The organism is Candidatus Finniella inopinata, assembly GCF_004210305.1.
Taxonomy (GTDB): Bacteria; Pseudomonadota; Alphaproteobacteria; order Paracaedibacterales; family CAIULA01; genus Finniella; species Finniella inopinata_A.
Genome location: NZ_SCFB01000002.1, coordinates 140,459 through 159,080, shown reverse-complemented (window position 1 = coordinate 159,080; position 18,622 = coordinate 140,459). Strand labels below are relative to the sequence as shown.

The 18,622-nt window shown below is 44.7% G+C and carries 15 protein-coding genes; 7 read left to right on the top strand and 8 right to left on the bottom strand.

Going from position 1 to position 18,622, the window contains the following annotated elements; genetic code table 11:
- Positions 1–186: 186 nt before the first annotated feature.
- Positions 187–1,917 (top strand): hypothetical protein, encoded by a 1,731-nt coding sequence (locus EQU50_RS01605; protein ID WP_130153417.1) that lies wholly within the window; start codon positions 187–189, stop codon positions 1,915–1,917.
- Here the strand turns inward: EQU50_RS01605 and EQU50_RS01600 are convergent.
- Positions 1,883–2,902: a glycosyltransferase family 9 protein gene (locus EQU50_RS01600; protein ID WP_130153416.1), complete on the bottom strand. Its 1,020-nt coding sequence runs from the start codon at positions 2,900–2,902 to the stop codon at positions 1,883–1,885. The two genes, EQU50_RS01605 and EQU50_RS01600, sit on opposite strands and share 35 nt — an antisense overlap.
- Before the next feature lie 136 nt (positions 2,903–3,038).
- Between EQU50_RS01600 and EQU50_RS01595 the strand changes: the two genes are divergently transcribed.
- Both EQU50_RS01595 and EQU50_RS01590 read left to right on the top strand, forming a co-directional pair.
- Positions 3,039–4,241: a pyridoxal phosphate-dependent aminotransferase gene (locus EQU50_RS01595; protein WP_130153415.1), complete on the top strand. Its 1,203-nt coding sequence runs from the start codon at positions 3,039–3,041 to the stop codon at positions 4,239–4,241.
- Positions 4,242–4,313: 72 nt separating this feature from the next.
- Positions 4,314–5,804: a TIGR02452 family protein gene (locus EQU50_RS01590; protein WP_130153414.1), complete on the top strand. Its 1,491-nt coding sequence runs from the start codon at positions 4,314–4,316 to the stop codon at positions 5,802–5,804.
- Here the strand turns inward: EQU50_RS01590 and EQU50_RS01585 are convergent.
- Both EQU50_RS01585 and EQU50_RS01580 read right to left on the bottom strand, forming a co-directional pair.
- On the bottom strand, positions 5,797–6,900 hold the full coding sequence (locus EQU50_RS01585; RefSeq protein ID WP_130153413.1) for a glycosyltransferase family 61 protein: 1,104 nt from the start codon (positions 6,898–6,900) through the stop codon (positions 5,797–5,799). The genes EQU50_RS01590 and EQU50_RS01585 overlap by 8 nt on opposite strands.
- Positions 6,901–6,977: 77 nt before the next feature.
- Positions 6,978–7,718, bottom strand: a complete 741-nt coding sequence (locus tag EQU50_RS01580) for a DNA alkylation repair protein (RefSeq protein WP_130153412.1) — start codon at positions 7,716–7,718, stop codon at positions 6,978–6,980.
- A gap of 293 nt (positions 7,719–8,011) precedes the next feature.
- Here EQU50_RS01580 and EQU50_RS01575 point away from each other — a divergent pair, with 293 nt between their 5' ends.
- A complete protein-coding gene (locus EQU50_RS01575) occupies positions 8,012–9,274 on the top strand; it encodes a hypothetical protein (protein WP_130153411.1) in 1,263 nt (420 codons plus the stop codon).
- Between the two features lie 111 nt (positions 9,275–9,385).
- Here EQU50_RS01575 and clpB read toward each other — a convergent pair whose 3' ends face one another.
- From clpB to EQU50_RS01550, 5 genes are all read right to left on the bottom strand, one after another.
- Positions 9,386–11,956, bottom strand: coding sequence for an ATP-dependent chaperone ClpB (gene clpB / locus EQU50_RS01570; protein ID WP_130153410.1), 2,571 nt, complete (start codon positions 11,954–11,956; stop codon positions 9,386–9,388).
- A 13-nt stretch (positions 11,957–11,969) separates the two neighbouring features.
- Entirely contained in the window at positions 11,970–12,362 is a 393-nt protein-coding gene (locus EQU50_RS01565; RefSeq protein ID WP_207216278.1) for a DUF4167 domain-containing protein, read from the bottom strand.
- Positions 12,363–12,641: 279 nt separating this feature from the next.
- Positions 12,642–13,814 carry a class I SAM-dependent methyltransferase gene (locus tag EQU50_RS01560; protein WP_130153409.1) on the bottom strand — a complete coding sequence of 391 codons (1,173 nt, stop codon included), beginning with the start codon at positions 13,812–13,814 and terminating at the stop codon, positions 12,642–12,644.
- Positions 13,815–13,894: 80 nt separating this feature from the next.
- The gene (gene fmt, locus EQU50_RS01555; protein ID WP_130153408.1) at positions 13,895–14,830 is read right to left on the bottom strand and encodes a methionyl-tRNA formyltransferase; all 936 of its coding nucleotides are present in this window, start codon (positions 14,828–14,830) and stop codon (positions 13,895–13,897) included.
- Between the two features lie 31 nt (positions 14,831–14,861).
- The gene (locus tag EQU50_RS01550; protein WP_130153407.1) at positions 14,862–15,407 is read right to left on the bottom strand and encodes an LOG family protein; all 546 of its coding nucleotides are present in this window, start codon (positions 15,405–15,407) and stop codon (positions 14,862–14,864) included.
- Between the two features lie 78 nt (positions 15,408–15,485).
- Between EQU50_RS01550 and tssI the strand changes: the two genes are divergently transcribed.
- From tssI to EQU50_RS01535, 3 genes are read left to right on the top strand one after another with little or no spacing between them, the layout of a single operon-like run.
- The gene (gene tssI / locus EQU50_RS01545; protein ID WP_130153406.1) at positions 15,486–17,552 is read left to right on the top strand and encodes a type VI secretion system tip protein TssI/VgrG; all 2,067 of its coding nucleotides are present in this window, start codon (positions 15,486–15,488) and stop codon (positions 17,550–17,552) included.
- A 2-nt stretch (positions 17,553–17,554) separates the two neighbouring features.
- Entirely contained in the window at positions 17,555–18,220 is a 666-nt protein-coding gene (locus EQU50_RS01540; RefSeq protein ID WP_130153405.1) for a toxin-antitoxin system YwqK family antitoxin, read from the top strand.
- A gap of 2 nt (positions 18,221–18,222) precedes the next feature.
- Positions 18,223–18,612, top strand: a complete 390-nt coding sequence (locus EQU50_RS01535; protein ID WP_130153404.1) for a DUF4280 domain-containing protein — start codon at positions 18,223–18,225, stop codon at positions 18,610–18,612.
- Positions 18,613–18,622: the final 10 nt, after the last annotated feature.

The following is an 18,622-nucleotide window of genomic DNA, read 5'->3' as shown; positions in this document are numbered from 1 at the left end:
TAAAGGTTTTGCGAGGTGCCTCCTAAAAATTCAAGAGTCGCCAATCTGTGAAATGACAATAATACGGGTGGAATGGATGATGCAAGGGGACATCTGAATGAAAAAGTCTTCTTTAAATAAACTGGTTTTTTAAACAAAAATTTTTTATAATGAAGATGCAATATAACCATATATAGAAGTATTTTAATGAATTTTCGTCTTATAATTTCAGCGCTTTACCTAATAAAACTTTCTGGTCATGTGATGGCATCAGAGGCATTGGACTCGGGAAGTATACCCTTAGAAGGGTATGAAAATATTTATTTTTCTAAAAAATCCGTGGAAGTGGGTATGTTGAACCCAGATTATAAAGACCTTTTTGACTATATATCAATAACAAGCCCCAGGCACAGATCGGAACACCTGAAAAAGAATATTGAACTTCTTATGAAGCAATCAGCTAATTTTTTATTAATGCACCAATCAAATCTTTTCAGCATTTATGAGGTCAGCGAGATTTATAACTATTACAGTGGTTTCGTAACGCTTCTGCAGGAATCAACAGCATGTTTTGAAAATGAAAGGTTGGAAAGTAAAAGCCAGGTTCTTGGGTATTGTGATGACATATGCTTAAACGAAGAACTTAAAAGGTTTAGCCCTTTGATTGATAAAATCAACAAGACCATGGCTAATCTTTTTGAACAAAGAAAAGCTTTGGTTTGGAATAATGACATTCCTTGTGCGATTGCGAATTATATTCCACGCGCAAAAGAACAACCTCTCTATAGTATCGTTTTTTTAAAAGATCAAGGTGTCGTGTTGGCCTTCTCAGCGTTAAAACAGTATGCGGCTCCTTTACAAACTCGAACACTTTATTACGGGCCACGTTATTTGAGTGAAAGAAGACTTCCTTATTCCTTTCTGCTTAATGGTGGAGACATTTTGGCCAACAATGGATTTCTGGTTCAAAGTTCTAATTCGGCTGAATTCAGTGCTTGTTACTACAGCGGTTTGGAAGATCGGGAAAGTCCTTTCTTACTTTTACCCATGCAGAGTTTTATGCACGGCGACGAAGAATATAGTGCGGTTAAAGATTCTTTAAAAGGGGCCTCTTCTCGCTTTTTCTCTTTTGAAGAAGGCCTTCCACAAGTTGAAAAAACCCTGCTGGCATTACCTGCGGCTGATTATGCACCCTTGGCCATTTCCATTATCAACGAAATTTCCATGCAGATTCAATCTGTTTTCCAGCATCAGGGTGCTGCGCCGTCCTTCACAATTGCTAAAGACTTGGTGAAGTCATTTTTCCCTGATTATTATCCTGCGGTCATTGCGGATGAACAAAAAAGTGCCAAAGAAAAAGTCGACTTCGTTTTGGCACAACTTCAGAACTATCAAAAAGCCATCCAAGATGAGCAGGCTACTGTGACCCAAAAAGAGGAAAGCCCGAAAAAAACGACCAAAAAAGAAAGAAGGGAAGAAAAAAAAGCAGATAAGAAAGCTGAAAAAAAGGCTGCCAAAGAAGCACTTAGAAAACGAAAAGAAGGAAAAGATGAGCAGCTTTTAAACAACAGTAACAACAATAATAATACTCAACTTGCACCGCAAGGTGAGCTTGCGGGAATTATTCCGTCGATAAGTGGTTCTGTAAAAAGTCGTGAATTGGCACGTTTAATGGTGAAGATTGCAAACAAGTTAAACGTACAAGATCAGCTTGAATCGAATCGGCGAGGTTCCGACGTTACCGTTCATTCAGAGGGCGTTCAGGATACTTTTACTTATTCATTTCTCCATAAGGCTGGGAAAAAACCTGAATTCCCAGGGTCTTTAGCAAAAAAAATTGTAGAGAATTTTATTGGTTTTTGTCAGAAAGTGAAAAATAAACAATCTAGCAGTTCCAGTAGTTCTAGTTCCAGCAGTTCTTCTTCGCAAGAGAAATAACCTTTTCATAAATGGCGGTTACTGGAATGTCAACCATCTGGTTGCCGCCAAAATCTTGCGCCTTCACAACCACAACTTGCCGACCGTTGGGGGTTGACTTGGCAGCCTCGGTCGGGCCCCACATGGAAATGGTGGGCTGGTTAGACGATGCCAAAATGTGCCCAACCCCCCCATCATTTGCCACATTTACGGCCGCCAACTGGCCAAGGGCAATGGTCAAATAGGGCGAGGTTTTGTTTGTTTCCTGCAACGGAAAAAAGGCGTTTGGCAAAAAGGATTGAATTTGTTGCTGCCATTCCGGTTCGGCAGGGCCCAGGATGAAGACTGGTTGAAACCCTTGGCTTTCCAGGTCTTTTGCAAGATTGATAAAATTCTCCAATGGCCAACACTTGAAACGGCCGCCAGCGCCGGGGGCTAACAGCACAACTTTTTTATGATCCAGATAAGGTTTTAAAAGTTCCCTGGCATGCTCTTGACATTCGATGGGAACCACAGTGTCATAAACGCTCTCTAGTACTTTAGGGTCCAAAGGCCTGCCACTGCTGACGACTAATAAATCCAAAAGGCGATCCAACAGCAAATCTCGCTTTTGGTGGGGGTTGGGGGGCTTTTGGTTGGAAAAGCGCCATCGATAGGCTGCTGAAACGAATTTATGATGGGGGATTTTTTTTAGCGTCAAGGCCGAGACGACTTTTTTCTCGGTATCAATAATCAAGTCAATTTTTTGATCTTTTAAGAAAAATTGCCACGACTTTTGCCAAAGATGCTTGTATGAATCGCCATACCCTGGGTACTCAACAACTTGGTGTATATGGGCATTGACCAATGGATTCAGGGCCGTCTTAAAGATCGTGGGATGCCGCCCCGCCAGCCATGTGACATGGGCACCTGGGAATACATGGCTTAGCAACCTTACAAATGGCAACTTCATCATGCCATCACCAATCAACTCACCGTGACTGAAAATAAGAATTTTTTTTGACATGTATTGAATGAATCCAAAGGGTTTTAAACGGCGTTGATCTTTTATAAGATGGATTCTAGTTTTTTTCTAGCTTTCAATTTCTGCCTTATGCAGTATAGAATTTCTTAGCATCTTGGTATCAACTTAATGAGTTTTTATGTTCTCTCTGGCAGATCGTTTGCGATCCATTCAACCTTCACCCACTTTGGCCTTAAATGCCCGGGCTGCTGCCCTTAAAGCTGAGGGGATAGATGTTATTAACCTGGCCGCTGGCGAGCCTGACTTTGAAACCCCCGGTTGGATTCAAGAATCCGCCATACAAGCTATGAAACAAGGGTTGACTAAGTATACCGCTGTGGATGGGATTCAACCTTTAAAAAAAGCCATTCAAGAGAAATTCCGTCGTGATAACGATTTAGAATACACCCTTGATGAAATCACGGTTGCCAATGGCGGAAAGCAAATCTTGTTTAACGCCATGATGGCAAGTCTGAATACGGGTGACGAGGTGATTATCCCGGCCCCTTATTGGGTTTCATATCCAGACGTTGTGCGTATGTTTGGTGGGGTGGACGTGATTGTGCCGTGCACAGAGGAAACAGGTTTTAAACTGACGCCGGAGGCGTTAAGGCAGGCCATTACCAAACGGACTAAATGGGTCATCCTCAATTCGCCCTCTAATCCTACTGGGTCGGTTTATTCAAAAGAAGAACTTAAAAGTCTAGCAGATGTTTTATCTCATTACCCCAATATCTACATTTTAAGCGATGATATTTATGAACACCTTATTTATGGGGACGTTGTTTTTTACAATATCGTTCAGGTTGAGCCACACCTTAAAAACCAAACGCTCATCTTAAACGGTGTGTCCAAGTCTTATTCTATGACGGGATGGCGCATTGGTTATGGGGTAGGGCCTCAAACTCTTATCAGGGCTATGAATTTGATTCAATCCCAAAGCACCTCTAATGCTTGTTCAATTGCCCAGGGTGGGGCTGTAATGGCTGTGAACGGACCCCAAGAATTCCTAAATGACTGGCGTCAAATTTTTGCGGAAAGGCGTGATAAAACTTTGCAGGCTTTGAACCAAGTGCCTGGTCTTAACTGTTTAAGGCCAGATGGTGCCTTTTATTTGTATGTGAACTGCCAAGGTGTTCTTGGAAGACAAACGCCCAGCGGTAAAATTTTAGAAACCGATAATCAATTTTGCGCCTATTTGCTGGATGCGGCAAAAGTCACCGCGGTCAGTGGGGATGCGTTTGGATTATCACCTTATTTTCGCATTTCCTACGCCACGTCTTTGGAATTGCTTCAAGAGGCTTGTCGGAGAATCCAAGAGGCTGTTTTGCAGTTAAGGTAGAATCGAGCATTAACATTTCGTTAAGAATTAGCTGGTTACTATGGGGGATCACTTTTTCTTAAAGGACACAAAATGTTCAAGAAACTATCTATTGGGCTGATGCTGGCAACGGTTTTCAGCACGCATCATGCGGATGCTTTTAAATCTGCCCTGTCTGGTAAAGACCATGCGTTAGATGAGCATGCTACTCACAAAGGGTATGCTTTAAAGAGCATAGACCAGCTTGCTATACTTATCGATGGGCAAAAACAAAAACTGAAAGATAGGTTCGAGGCGTGCCAGAGAACCCCAGGTCTTGACACTTTTGACGCAGACATTACTTCTTTTGCCAATATGATCGGGCAACTGGCCACAACGGGCATTTTTGATGATGGTAAGGGGTTGAAAATTGACTATGGCGCAACCACAATGCCTACAACTCAGCAACAACGACAGCTTGTGACGCAAGGGGTTCATTCCTTTGCCAGATTCAGTGATGATGCAAAAGGTCGATTCGGGGCTTTTTTGGCATTGACTTCTTCTGTTCCTAAACCTCTGCAAGAGGCGATAGGGAATATTCTGGAATTGGCCCATAAAATGGCTTTGCCAAAAGATATGGAAAAAGCCATGTGGTTGCCTACCAGCAACTGGAAAGATGCCAATTCTTACAGAACAGCAATTATGCACCAAACCTGGGCTGCCAGCGAGGATGGCTATATTGCTGAAGATGGCATGATTGTATTGCCGGCCGTAAAAAACCCTTTTCAACAGGCTTTGAGCAGGTTGCCCAACGCGGTTGTCAGGGATTTAAGTATTGATTCAAACAGTGAGTATTTTCCAAACGGCATTGACAAACAAACTCCCAAGTCCTGTGAGCATGCGACCAAATATCAAGTGATTCAAGGTGATAGTCTTGATGTCGCAAGAACCTTGCGTGGTCAAATTAATGGGGGTGGAAAAATTGCTATGCTTAATATGGCTAATTCATTCACACCAGGGGGTGGCGCGTGGAGTGGTTGTGCGGCTCAGGAGGAGCAGCTTTGTTTTCGCAGTAATTTGCTGAAGGTCTTGGAAAATCATAAAGGACGAGGGGATTATAAGTCTGCGGACGGCAAATTCGGCATCAGTCGCCGAATTGATACGGCCCGGGATTGTGACAGTGGCATCTTCACGCCAGCTGTGACCTTGTTTCGGGGTAGCGTGGATAACACAGGCACTTCATTACCGCACTATGGTTTCCGGTCTGATTTGGAGTCCTTTGGAATGATAACGTCGGCGGCGGTTGATCTTAATGGGGTTAAAACGATGCCTGCAAATTACAAGGATATCACAAAAGCTAAAATTCGTTTCCAGTTACGATCAGCTGCTGTAAAAGGTTATACCGATTTGGTGTTAAGTGCTTTTGGTTGTGGGGCGTTCAAGGGAATTTTTGATAAACTTCAAGAAGACGTCGCTACCCATTATCACGAAGTCTTAAACGAACCTGAATTTAAAGATAGGTTTGAAAACGTTGTTTTTGGCATTTTGGTAACCAATGCCCGTGACCAAGCGAACTTTGATGCGTTTGGGGCGCGCTTTAAGTGAAGAACCCAACTTTGAATTTCCGGTCGATGAAGTCCTGAATAATATCAAGGGGGACGGTGGTGCTGGTGTAGCCCCCGTCCTTTTTGAACTTGGTTGTCTTGATGCAATCATATCTCAGACCTAGTGTCTGACTAAGATAGCAGTAAGAATCATCTTCATGTTCTTGAAAAATTTCAACAATCCTTGCACCGGGTTGGCTAAAGACCAGGTTGGTCAGACCAGCCCCATGGAAAGCCACAATAACCTTGGCATTTCGAAACAGCTGAATTTGTTCAGAAAATTTCAAATCCTCCAAATTGTAGCGTTTAAAACCCAACGGTTCAAATAGGGAAAAAATCTGGTCTTCATTAATGACCCGTCGGTAAGCGGCTTTTTGACGCGAAATAAATATCTTCTCACCCATGGATTGAACGGCTGGGTCGGAATGGATAAATTTTTGTTTTAAATAATCAACAACCCACCGTGGTGTATAACAAGATTTCGAGACATACGATGGAACGATTAGCTGTTCGGCCTCTATAAAGGTATCATCATCAGCTTCGATGATCTTACGCCGATCAACACCAAGAAGGCTCAGTGTTTCGTGCTGGAAGGCATGATTTAAACGGGGCAAGTAAATCCAGTCATAATCAATATTTTTTAAAAGCTCCAATTTTGGTAATATTTCTGTGATCCAGTGATAATAATTGTCGTGCCCTTCCTGGGTTAAAACCACCACGGTGCCTTTGACATGCCTAACAACTGGTAAGGTGTGTTGTTTAAGGATTTTCTTTTTCTTTTTTAACGGTGACCACTGCCACAACAGCTCACGTGCTAAATATTTTTTTGCGATGATCGCGTATCCATTTTGGGAATAGACTCTGCCATTAGGGATTTTAACGATAAACGTTTTGGGTAAAACGGGCGACGCCCAGGTGGATGAATAGGACGAGGCCAGGGGGAAACTGGTGAATTTAAGGCGAATCGGGTCGTGTATTTTTATATAGGTTAAGTAAGTCCGAAGTCTTTCAATGCTGACAATTTGAAGGGTTTCGCCTTGTACTTTAGTGACCAAAAAAAGGCACATAAAAACCAACGCGCGTTTTAAGATATTCATCCCGAATCACCCCTTTAGCGAAGCACTGCCACGACCGGCTGGCCTTATGCTAGTTTCTTACCAGATTATCCGCATTTTTAGCCATCGATTTTATGCAAATCAAAAGTGCGAATTGCGCGTGATTGTTCTAAATAACTTTTTCTTTCATCAATGGGCAGTCTCTCAATGGCATAGCGCAGCATGGTTCGGGGCATATGGGGGGCCTTCTGATCCAGGAAAGCTTTCAAGGTGGCGCCGTCTTTCTTGCCAACCTCCCTCAGCATCCATCCTACGCTTTTATGAATAAGGTCGTGGGCATCATCTAACAAAATTTCCGCAATCTTAAGCGTCCAGTCATAGTGACCCTGGCGAATAAAATGCCACGTCGCAACAATGGCAATGCGGCGTTCCCAAAGGTTGTTTGATTGGGCAAATGCCAGCAGCACATACCTTGGTTTATCATAAAGGTAATGCCCCATAATGTGGTGTGCCGAAGCGTCGACCAGATTCCAATTGTTCACACGCGTAATATGGCGCACATAAAAGTTGTAAAGTGCCTGTTTTTTTGTGGTGTCAGATCTTTGATACTGGGCCACCAAAATGATCAGAGCCTGCATCCGTTCTTCGTTAAATGGGGATTCAAGAAGAATTTGAAGTTCCATCAAAGGCAAGTCTGGAAAGTGTCGGGCAATTTTTCGCAAAGCTGGGACGCTTAACCCCATGAATTCATCATGCTCACTGTAAGCACCTGGCCCCGTTTTAAAAAAAATCACTTTCGGGGGTGGGGACTGCTTCGCCAGGTTCGCCAAAAGGGTTTTAATATGGGATGCTTTGTTCATAAGGGGGGCGTGTCTTTTTTTTTTGCATGATAGATAAGTTTAAGGCCAGGAGTCAAACAAAACAGGGGATGGAACCTGCGTAAGGCGGAAAAACATGAAGCTGTGGTGAAAAATAAAGAAATTCCTGTAAAAAAAACAGTTGTTTTGAGAAACATCTTCATGCTAAATCGTACTCAACGAAGGAAATCTGAAAGACTTAGATTTTTTAACGTTGTGTTAATAATTTTATGATGTAATCAAAGTGTAAAGCATAAAAGTGTAATAAGCATTTTGATTTTTAATTGGAGGAAATAATGAAATTTTTAAAAAATATAGCAATGGCTGCGGCTCTTTCGACGATGCTGTCAGCTGGTGCGATGGCTTCTGTTGATTTTGAACTTGAAGCAAATGGTTCAAAGGCTTCCAAGCTTAATTTTACAGCGGATCTTTTTGAAGCATCTGTGAAGAATGACGGCACTAAGTTTGGCGCTGGATCCAGTGAAGCAGCGCGTGAGATTCTTGATAGTGTTTCTGCGGAGATTATTAAACTTGCGAAAGAGGCTGATTCAACAAAGAATGATAATGATATTATAGCCTTAGTTAAAACTAATGCTGCTGCCGAAGTTCTTAACCTTAATATAAATGCTTCGACTGCAAAAAACAATTTGAAAAACGTAGTATCACTTAAACCTGCAGTTAGAACTTTCGCAGAAAGTATCGTTGCTAAATTAGGTTTAAAAGATAAAGATGTTGCAGCGATAGAAGCCATGTCGATATCTGCGGACTGGAACACAATTAAAAGTTACAAAACTGAAACCGGAGAGACTCTTGAATCATTGGCGAGTGACAGCAAAACTGCCAAAGGCAAGATGATAGGGACTCACACCCTAGCGCAAATAAATGCTAATTTGAAGAATTTTGTGGAGCATGCTAAGCAGAAGGCTGATCGCGATGCACTTGAAGCTGAGAGAGATCACCATAAAAGTGAATATGCTAGAATTAAGGCAGCTCATGATGTATTAGCTGCTGCACCAAAAGAAGACCCAGCTCAGAAAGCTTCACACGAAGCGTTGACTTCACTTGAGGCAACTCTTAAGAAAGCAGGACTTGCTGACGCGTCTGAACTACCTGGTTACAAAGCGAATGATGGTGCGGGAAACTTAAAAGCTCTTTGCACGTTAGTTATAGAACTGAGTACGTCTAATGGTGACAAGGATGCAGTAATTGCAGACCTGACGAAAAAGCTTGTAGCCGCTGAAGCTGCTGCTTCTAAAGCTCCCGATAAAAAGGAAGACAAGAAGGAAAAGAAAGAAGAGAAAAAAGAGGGTGGTGATAATCGCAAAATGCCTAATCTTGATGCGAAAAAAAAGATTGATACTTCCTCCGCAGCCGCCGCTAATGATTCGAAGAAAAAAAGGACAACTAGTGACGATGATTCTAGTGAATCAGAGTCTGAAGATGAGGGTCATCAAGGGGCTAATAGTTTGGCTGCCCTTAAACTTAAAGCGACCGCTGAAGGTATGAGCGTAACAGAATACGCAGATGCAGAAGGTTTGAATCTGTCAGACTATAAATAACTTAAGTAATGATAGATAACTTTTAAGTCCTTAATTAGACAAAACCACCGCATATAATGCGGTGGTTTTTTTATGCCTCTATCTATCCTCTATTATTTGTATCAAAGGGCTTTACCCCACCAAAACTCCACCATCACCCCAACTCACTTTCACCATTTGCCCTTCCCTAACCTGGCCATTTAATAATTTTAAGGCTAAAGGGTCTTGGACTTGATGTTGGATGACACGTTTCAGGGGGCGGGCGCCATAGACGGGGTCATAACCGGCGGTGGCCAGGCCTTTTAAAGCTTCTTCGCTCCATGTCAATGTTATGTGACGATCAGTCAAGCGGTTGGCCAACAGTTGTAATTGATTCTCCACAATTTTGACCAAATCCTTCTGACTCAGACGGTTAAAGATAATGATTTCATCTAACCGATTAAGAAACTCTGGCCGAAAAGCTTGCCTTACAGCCTGCATGACGGCATCCCTTACACGGCCAGGGATTTCCTCTTGCTGCCCATCGGCGTCCCACGACAAATAAGCCTCGGCCCCCAGGTTCGATGTTAAAACAATCAACGTGTTCTTAAAATTAATGGTTCGACCCTGACTGTCCGTCAGGCGTCCGTCATCCAAAACCTGCAACAACACGTTGAAAACATCCCGGTGCGCCTTTTCCACCTCGTCAAACAAAATAACACTATAAGGTTTGCGACGCACCGCCTCGGTCAACTCGCCCCCTTGTTCAAAGCCCACATATCCGGGCGGGGCCCCAATCAGGCGGGCTACTGAATGTTTTTCCATATATTCTGACATATCAAAACGAATCATGTTGGTTGCATCGTCAAACAAAAATTCAGCCAGAGCCTTTGTCAGTTCGGTTTTTCCCACACCCGTGGGTCCTAAAAACAAAAACGATCCCATGGGGCGGTTGGGGTCTTGCAAGCCGGCTCGAGCGCGCCTGACGGCATTACTGATGGCCTGAATGGCTGCCTTTTGCCCAATGACCCGTTTCTCTAGATAGGTCTCTATAGACAACAACTTTTCAACCTCGCCCGTCAGCATCTTTTCCACGGGAATGCCTGTCCAGCGTGACACCACCAGGGCAATGTCCTGTTCAGTCACCTCTTCCTTCAACGATTTCTGGTCGTTTTCTTTGTGCAGATCCTCAAGCTTTTTCTCTAGGTTGGGTAACAGGCCATATAAAATTTCCCCAGCCCGGGCCAGATTTCCCTGACGCTGGGCCACCTCTAATTCCGACCGCAACGTCTCCAGTTGGCTTTTCAATTCCCGCGCATGCTTCAAGCTGCCTTTTTGTTGTTGCCATATGGCCGTCAGGGCGGTTCGTTTTTCTTCCAAAACTTTTAAATCTTGTTCCAACTTCGCCAATCGCTCTTTCGATGCCGAATCGGTCTCTTTCTTTAACGCCTCCCGCTCAATTTGCAACTGCAGGCTGCGGCGGTCCAGCTCGTCAATGTCTTCGGGTTTGGAATCGACAATCATCCGAAGGCGACTGGCCGCCTCATCCATCAAATCAATGGCTTTGTCGGGCAAAAACCGGTCGGTAATATACCGATGGGAATACGTACACGCGGCCACAATCGCGCCGTCACTGATGCGCACGCCATGGTGCAGTTCGTATTTTTCCTTTAAGCCCCGCAAAATGGAAATGGAATCCTCTACCGTGGGCTCATCTACCATCACCGGCTGAAAGCGGCGGGCAAGGGCAGGGTCCTTTTCAATGTGCTGGCGATATTCATCCAGCGTGGTCGCCCCAATGCAATGCAGCTCCCCCCGTGCCAAGGCCGGTTTTAGCATGTTGGACGCATCCATGGCTCCATCGCCCTTGCCGGCGCCAACCAGCGTGTGCAGCTCGTCAATGAAAACAATCACCTCGCCTTGGGCCTCGGTTATCTCGTGCAGAACAGCCTTCAGGCGCTCCTCGAACTCTCCCCGAAACTTGGCACCGGCCAACAAGGCCCCCAGATCCAGGGACATCAGACGGGTGTTGCGCATCGATTCCGGCACGTCCCCGTTCACAATGCGTTGGGCCAAACCCTCGGCAATCGCGGTTTTACCCACGCCAGGTTCCCCAATCAGGACAGGGTTGTTTTTGGTACGCCGTGATAACACCTGCAATGTCCGGCGAATTTCTTCATCCCGGCCAATGACGGGGTCAACTTTCCCCTCCCGTGCGGCGGCGGTCAAATCACGGGCGTATCGGTTCAGGGCGTCATACCCCTCCTCAGCCGATGCTGAGTGGACTTTTCGGCCCTGCCGCAGTTGCTGAATGGCTTGGGTCAGATTGTCTACTTTGCCCCCGTTTTGCTCAAACAGAATTTGGGTTGGGGGGGTGGAGGCCAACGCCAACAGGATGATTTCTTGGCTGATGAACTGGTCCCCCTCTTTGGTGGACAGGGCATCGGCCGCAGCCATAACTTTGGCCATATCAGGGCTTAAATAAACTTGTGTGCTGCCCGACACTTTGGGCAGTTTGGACAGTTCTTGTTGGACTTTAACCGTTAGCTCTTTGACATTAACGGCAGCTTTGGTCAACACTTGTGCCGCCAACCCCTCTGGGTCGTCCAAAAAAACTTTTAATAAATGAAAGGGGGTAAGCTGTTGGTGGCTTTCGCGCAACGCCAACAGCTGGGCATTTTGAAGATGCGCTTGCGCGCGTTGGGTATAACGATCAGGAGTCATAGGCGAGTCTCCTTTATGATTGTGGTTCTTGTTCCACCCCTGACTCTATCTTACTTTCGGGGGCCGTTTCAACGTCAGCGTTTTCTTGACGGTTAGCATCTCTGTCAGGCTGCTGAGGGGCAGGCCTTTGGCTTTGACGTTCGTTCAGCACACGCAAATAATGATCGGCGTGCTGGTAATTATATTCAGCGGCAACCCGATCTCCGCATGACAAGGCTTCCCGTGCCAGATTCATGTATTTATCGAAAAGATGCTGATAATTACGGGGGCCATTATTCTGTGGTCGAGGCTTAGAATTCTCGTGACGAGAGGGTTCGAAGTTAGACGTCTGTTCATTGTTGGACATCCCCTTGTTGGTTTTTGGACGACCATAGGGACGCGACGGGCGAGTTTTTTTTGTGATCATAGAATTCTTCTACTTAACCTTCTATTGATAAGAAAGACATTAATTTTATATAGGGAGGTGTTTTTTTAAGCTTGAAGGTTTCAATGGCGACCTGTCAAAGCATTTTTAGTTGTATAGACGTTTTTTTAAAATTTCTAGATGTTTTTTTAAGTCATTGGAAAGGGTACACCCCCTCAGAAAGTCTAAAACCGTCCAGGGGGCGCCCGTCGGGCTTTTTCCGGTCATAAAGGATTAACGACCGGAAAAACTTTGACTTTCTGTGGGATGGTTGGAGAATATTTAATTTGAAGTGCTCGAAGAATCTGAGGAGGTTGCGCTTTCTCTGTTTGCGGAACCTGAGCCCGTCAAGCTTGAAGTGTTTGACCCATCTGTTAGTTTTCGGGCGATAAGAAATACCTTCCCTTTATGTCTGGCGAGCAGATTTCTATGCTCAGCCTCTGCACAGGGAACGAGGGGATTTTGTCCACTCACATTTGTGTAAAAGACGTTCTCAACCGTCAGACCCACGTCTTGAACCCGGGCAGAAAGCTCCTGGTAATCCACGAAGTTATAAATATTCTTTAAATTCATCGCTTCTAATTCGCTTTCTGATTGTTGTGTAGCCAGGATTTTGGGGGTTACAGCAGAAACATCCTTGAGGATCCGAGACCTGTCGACCTGGAACGCTCGTGTATACAAGGCATATCCGGGATATTTGCTGCCTTTTTTCCGTTGATTTTCATAGAAGGACACTGCAGGCTCTGGGAGATTCAAACCATGAGGGGTATCTGACACAATCAGAACGAGACAACCAGGTTTGGTCGTTTGAGCCATGTTTCTTAATAAGGCGTCTGATTGATCAGGGGATAAATGAGGGATGAGATTAAAGGAAACGCTCACGTCGTTCTGACGACTCAAAAATTTTTCAGATGGTTTAGTGACGCATCCCACAAAAATTTTGTACTGATCTGCCAGTGCCTTGGGGTTCGATAACAATTTTTTTGAACCCCAAATCAATTTGTTTGCGTAGGCCGCGGATGTTTCGTTGTGATCGAGCCCCCACACATTCATCCCACGGAAGATAGCGTGCAGGGCAAATGTGCCGAGACCGCACCCCCAATCAGCGACAAAAATGGGGTCCTCTATAGAACGGTTTTTGTTGTTCGTCAGGATGGTCTCTAGGGAGGAAATGTGCCATTCCCTTATTGCACTAAAGGTATAACCATTCCCTTTGGATGTGTTGCCTGGGAGGGATTCTTGGAGGTTCAGTAATTTTTCCGACATAGCCAACCGATTGGGAGCATTCATGGGAACGAGTGCTTCCAAGCGCCTCATCCTTAACGGCAAGGTTTCAGAAGCTTCCTCTTGGGGCGTTTTTTCGGATTTTTGGCTACTGCTGGCTTGAACGCTTGACATACCAAAAAGGAAAATTGATGGGTATAAAAAAGAGTGTAACAAATTTTTAAAGGCCATTTTCTATCCTATTAATTTATTGAATTGAATTGGCTTAGAATCTAAAACTTTTGTGCGCGTTTGTCATTCAAAAAAACTATTTATTCAATGATTTTTGGCAAATAAGAGGACAGTATAGTATGTCCCCTGAGAAAGTCTAAAACGTCCATGGGGCGACCGCCGGGCTTTTGTAATGTTTGTAAAGCTAACCCCCCCTCAGCGCAGCTGACTATCAAAGGGTCCTGGGTGGTATGGCTGAATTGTCCTGGGAGACCGTAATCGCCGTCAAGAGGGCGGGCCTTTAAAATTTTGATAACGGTGCCATTATGATCCAGCCATGTCCCTGGCCAAGGGTTAAGGGCGCGAATGGCACGATCCAGTTGGTGGGCTGGTTTGGAAAAATCTAGCTGTCCCTCGGCCTTTACCAACTTGGCCGCATATGTTACCCCTTCCTCAGGTTGAACAATGGCCTGACGTCGATAATCATCTAAATCTGCCAAAGTCCCGACAATAAGATTGGCACCCTTTTCAGCCAAGGTGTCATGCAAAAGAGGGGTGGTTGTATCAAGGGTAATCGGCACATTTTTTTTTACCAACATTGGCCCCGTGTCAAGCCCAGCCTCCATTTGCATAATGGTAATGCCTGTTTCGGTGTCACCGGCCAAAATGGCCCGTTGAATGGGGGCAGCGCCCCGCCAGCGGGGTAACAATGAAGCGTGTATATTTAAACACCCATAGGGGGGAATATCTAAAATCACCTGGGGCAGAATCAAACCATAGGCAGCCACAATCGCTGCATCAGCCTGGTGGCTGGCAAATTCCCGCTGGGTTGCCGCGTCACGCAACGTTGTTGGGGTATAAACCGGGATGCCCATCTGTTCAGCCGCTTGGTGAACGGCGCCTTTTTGCAAATGGTGCCCTCGATCCTTTGACCGAGGCGGTTGGCAATAGACGGCAACAATTGTATGCCCTGCCTGCTTTAAAGCCTTTAAGGCGGGGACAGAAAAGTCGGGACTTCCCATAAAAATTAAGCGCATGGTATTTTTTGTTAAACCTTAAAAAACTGGGTTAGCTTACATCCTGCAAGGATTCAATAGCCTGTTCAGGGGTGTCAACAAATGTTAGGTATTGCCGATGTTTGGGCAGGGCAAAGTTATTGTCAATCACACATTCGAAAAGTTTTTTCAAGGGGTCCCAATAAGACAACGTATTCACAACAACAATCGGTTTAAGATGCAGTTCAAGTTGCCGCCAACCCAGAGTTTCAAACAACTCGTCCAAAGTTCCAAATCCACCAGGCAAAACGATGAAGGCGTCGGCATGATCGTACATCTTTTGCTTGCGAGTGTGCATCGTATCAACAATTTCCAGGTGATTCGCATCAAGCTCTGTCCCTTCAAGAGCCCTTAGGAATTCAGGCATAAAACCATAGACACTGCCCCCGTTTTCTATGGCTGCTTTTGACGTTGCCCCCATTAAGCCTGTGGCACCCCCACCAAAGACAAGATCGAAACCCTGTTTTGCCAAAAGGGTCCCTAACAAAGCTGCTGCTTGATGGTAAGTGATATCTACCAAGTCCGATGAACTGCAAAAAACGCAAACTTTTTTAATCATTTCAATTTTCTCTCGACATCTTTATCTGAAAACTCCAAACTTAATTTTACCTAAACAGTTATTAAAAATTCATGAAAATTGGTCTCTGCTTTAAAAATTAAAACAAGCTTAGGCGAAGATACTTTAAAAATCGATCGATTGACGGGCTATGAGGAACTATCTTCACCTTTTGAATTTGAACTTGGGTTTCATTCGTCCTCTTCCACATTAGATCTGGCCAGTCTGCTGGGGACAGAAGTCACCGTAAGCTTTGAAAGCTATACAAGTCTTTTGCAGGCGGCATCGCCTCGACACTTTTGCGGTATTGTTGGAAAAGTTCAACAAAAAAAAACCATTAGCACAGAGCAGGGCGAAAACATAACGTTTTATGAAGCATCCATATACCCTAAGTTTTGGTTATTGAAATTCACCAAAGATTACCGAATTTTTCCAAACAAAAGTGCGATTGATACCATTTTAAAGGTTTTGAAAGAAAACGGTATTACTGAGGTTGAGAACTTGGTAACAACGTGTGGTCAAACAATTCGGGACTATTGCGTTCAATATGGCGAAAGTTGTTTTGATTTTGTCTGTCGATTGATGGAGGAAGAAGGGATCTTCTATTTCTTCAAGCACACAGAAGAAGGTCACATTATGGTGCTGACGGATGACAGCAGTTCCTCAAAACCTGTGGAGGAGGAGGCTATTTCTTTAAACGCCAACCAAACCGATCAGGCGGCCTTGAATACGATTCTTCATTTCAACCTTTACCATCAAGTTACAACCAAAGATTTTCAAACCGTTGATTATAATTATCTAACGCCGCTGACGGCCTTACAGCCCAAAGTTTCTGGGGTTGGTAAAAGTGGTCGCGTATATGAATACCCAGGCAGATTTGAAAAACTGGATCAGGGCGAGACCCTGGCCGATATGCGGTTGCAAGCCTTGGAATGGTCCAGTCAGTTGTGCCAGGGCAGTAGTACGGCCGGCGCGTTTTCTGCGGGCAAGAAATTTGAACTGTCTGATCATCCACGGGCTGATTTTAATAAGGAATATGTCTTATATAAGGTCGTGCACACCATTAATCAGGGACACACACCTGAGTCTAAATCCGTTGTCTATAAAAATGACTTTCAGGCTTTTCCAGGCGAAATATCGTTCCGCCCCCCTTCAAAAACCCCCAAACCTCGTATTTTCAGCAACCAAACAGCCATTGTCACCGGCCCAGCGGGCGAGGAAGTTTTCTGCGATCAATATGGGCGGATCAAAGTTCAGTTCCATTGGGATCTCTATGGAAAAAAGAATGAGGAAAGCTCTTGTTGGATTCGCGTGGCCCAAAACTGGGCAGGGACCAATTGGGGTGGGTTGGTAACACCGCGTATAGGAATGGAGGTTGTCGTCACCTTTATTGATGGGGATCCCGATCGCCCTCTAGTTATTGGGTGCGTTTATAATGCTGACCACATGCCTCCAGATTACGTAACTGAAAGCCCGACCAAAAGTACTTTTAAATCCAATTCATCCAAAAAAGGGGGTGGTTTTAATGAACTGCGTTTTGAGGATGAAAAGGGTAGCGAAGAAATTTATATGCATGCCCAAAAAGATTGGAATAACGAAATCGTCCATTCGCGTACCGAAGATATTTTTAAAGGCGACGATACCCTAACCATTCATAAAGGAAATAAATCAGAGATTCAAAAGGGCCAGGGGACGACCCACCTTTTGGACATTACCGATGGCGATGACGTTATCAAAATTACAAAAGGGAATTATGAACTGACGTTAGAAAATGGAAATATTACCATCAACGTTACAGGTAAGGTTGATATTATCAGTACAGACGATATTTCTTTTAAATCTGCTAAGAATATTAACCTTACTGCCGGCATGAACATTGCTATGAAGTCTGATATGTCCATTGAACAACAGGCGGCCATGAACATTGTTATGAAGTCTGATATGTCCATTGAACAACAAGCGGCCATGAACATTGACAGCAAAGCTGAGATGTTAATCACACAGCAAGCGGCGCTTGGCATTGCGCGCAAATCAGATCTGGCCATCAAGGATGAGGCAAATATGGTTCAAATAGAAGGCAAGATGGCAGTAGAACTAAAAGGCGGAAGCGCTGTTAAAATACAAGCTGCTTTGGTTAAGGTGAATTAACGATGGCAGACGAACAGAAAAAAGTTGCACCACCTCGGGATGTTTTTGTTTTTAAAGACGGAAAACCTGTAACCTGCGCCCCGACAGAGGGTGTTTATGAAATTCATCAGGGAAGTGGTCGCCTTGTTGTCACCTATAAGGATGGGAAAAAGAATGGTGAGTTGGTTATTTATAATGAAGAAAATAAAATGACCCACCAAATGGCCTATCAAGATAATCAACTTGAAGGTAGGGCAACAACGTATCTTGATGACGAAAGTGTCGAGACGATTATGATTTATAAAAATAACGTTCTGGATGGTCCGATGGTTGGGTATTATCCGTCAGGTCTTAAACGGGTTGTTGGAAATTATGCCAAGGGTAAACTGGACGGGGATTTTGTTTTCTATGATCAATTCGGTGATATCTGCCAAAAAACCGCTTATAAGAACGGACTTCAGCACGGTATGTCGACAACCTATTTTCCCAAAAGTCAGGGCGGGGGCGTTTGCCAAGTTAGCCAGTATGAAAATGGATTGTTGGTGAAGAACCAAGATATGTTCTATTCAACGGGGGAGTTATTGAAACGCACCCCCTATCAAAAGGGCAAGGCGACCGCTTATGCTGTTGTTTTGGGTAAAGATGGAAAAGCCTTAATCGACCCAGCTAACAAAAACAGAGGAGGATAATTATGGGCGTACAAACTATCTCTACAGCCCCTATAAGCTGTTGCATGGGGACAGCGCCCGCCACCTTGACGGCTTTGCCCATCAGTTTTGACCTAACCATGGTCATGCCAGCTGCTACCATTAATGACCATCTTCCCTTTTTAAACATTTTGCCTTTTGGGATGTGCATAACACTTGGAAATCCACTGGTGGCTGCTGCCACAGCAGCTGCTTTGGGTATTTTGGTACCATTGCCCTGTCTGCCTATGACTATGGCGCCCTGGGCACCAGGAGCCCCCACAGTACAGCTGGGTGGTCAGCCAGCCCTGAACGATTCCAGTGTTTTGACGTGTATGTGGGGCGCTGCCATAGCTATTGGGTCTCCTGGCCAGCCGCTTACCATGATTCCTTGACGGGGGGCCG

Bases quoted from the DNA above. Each gene is read 5' to 3' on its own strand.
- EQU50_RS01605 (WP_130153417.1), top strand. From the start codon at position 187: ATGAATTTTCGTCTTATAATTTCAGCGCTTTACCTAATAAAACTTTCT.
- EQU50_RS01600 (WP_130153416.1), bottom strand. From the start codon at position 2,902: ATGTCAAAAAAAATTCTTATTTTCAGTCACGGTGAGTTGATTGGTGAT.
- EQU50_RS01595 (WP_130153415.1), top strand. From the start codon at position 3,039: ATGTTCTCTCTGGCAGATCGTTTGCGATCCATTCAACCTTCACCCACT.
- EQU50_RS01590 (WP_130153414.1), top strand. From the start codon at position 4,314: ATGTTCAAGAAACTATCTATTGGGCTGATGCTGGCAACGGTTTTCAGC.
- EQU50_RS01585 (WP_130153413.1), bottom strand. From the start codon at position 6,900: ATGAATATCTTAAAACGCGCGTTGGTTTTTATGTGCCTTTTTTTGGTC.
- EQU50_RS01580 (WP_130153412.1), bottom strand. From the start codon at position 7,718: ATGAACAAAGCATCCCATATTAAAACCCTTTTGGCGAACCTGGCGAAG.
- EQU50_RS01575 (WP_130153411.1), top strand. From the start codon at position 8,012: ATGAAATTTTTAAAAAATATAGCAATGGCTGCGGCTCTTTCGACGATG.
- clpB (WP_130153410.1), bottom strand. From the start codon at position 11,956: ATGACTCCTGATCGTTATACCCAACGCGCGCAAGCGCATCTTCAAAAT.
- EQU50_RS01565 (WP_207216278.1), bottom strand. From the start codon at position 12,362: ATGATCACAAAAAAAACTCGCCCGTCGCGTCCCTATGGTCGTCCAAAA.
- EQU50_RS01560 (WP_130153409.1), bottom strand. From the start codon at position 13,814: ATGGCCTTTAAAAATTTGTTACACTCTTTTTTATACCCATCAATTTTC.
- fmt (WP_130153408.1), bottom strand. From the start codon at position 14,830: ATGCGCTTAATTTTTATGGGAAGTCCCGACTTTTCTGTCCCCGCCTTA.
- EQU50_RS01550 (WP_130153407.1), bottom strand. From the start codon at position 15,407: ATGATTAAAAAAGTTTGCGTTTTTTGCAGTTCATCGGACTTGGTAGAT.
- EQU50_RS01540 (WP_130153405.1), top strand. From the start codon at position 17,555: ATGGCAGACGAACAGAAAAAAGTTGCACCACCTCGGGATGTTTTTGTT.
- EQU50_RS01535 (WP_130153404.1), top strand. From the start codon at position 18,223: ATGGGCGTACAAACTATCTCTACAGCCCCTATAAGCTGTTGCATGGGG.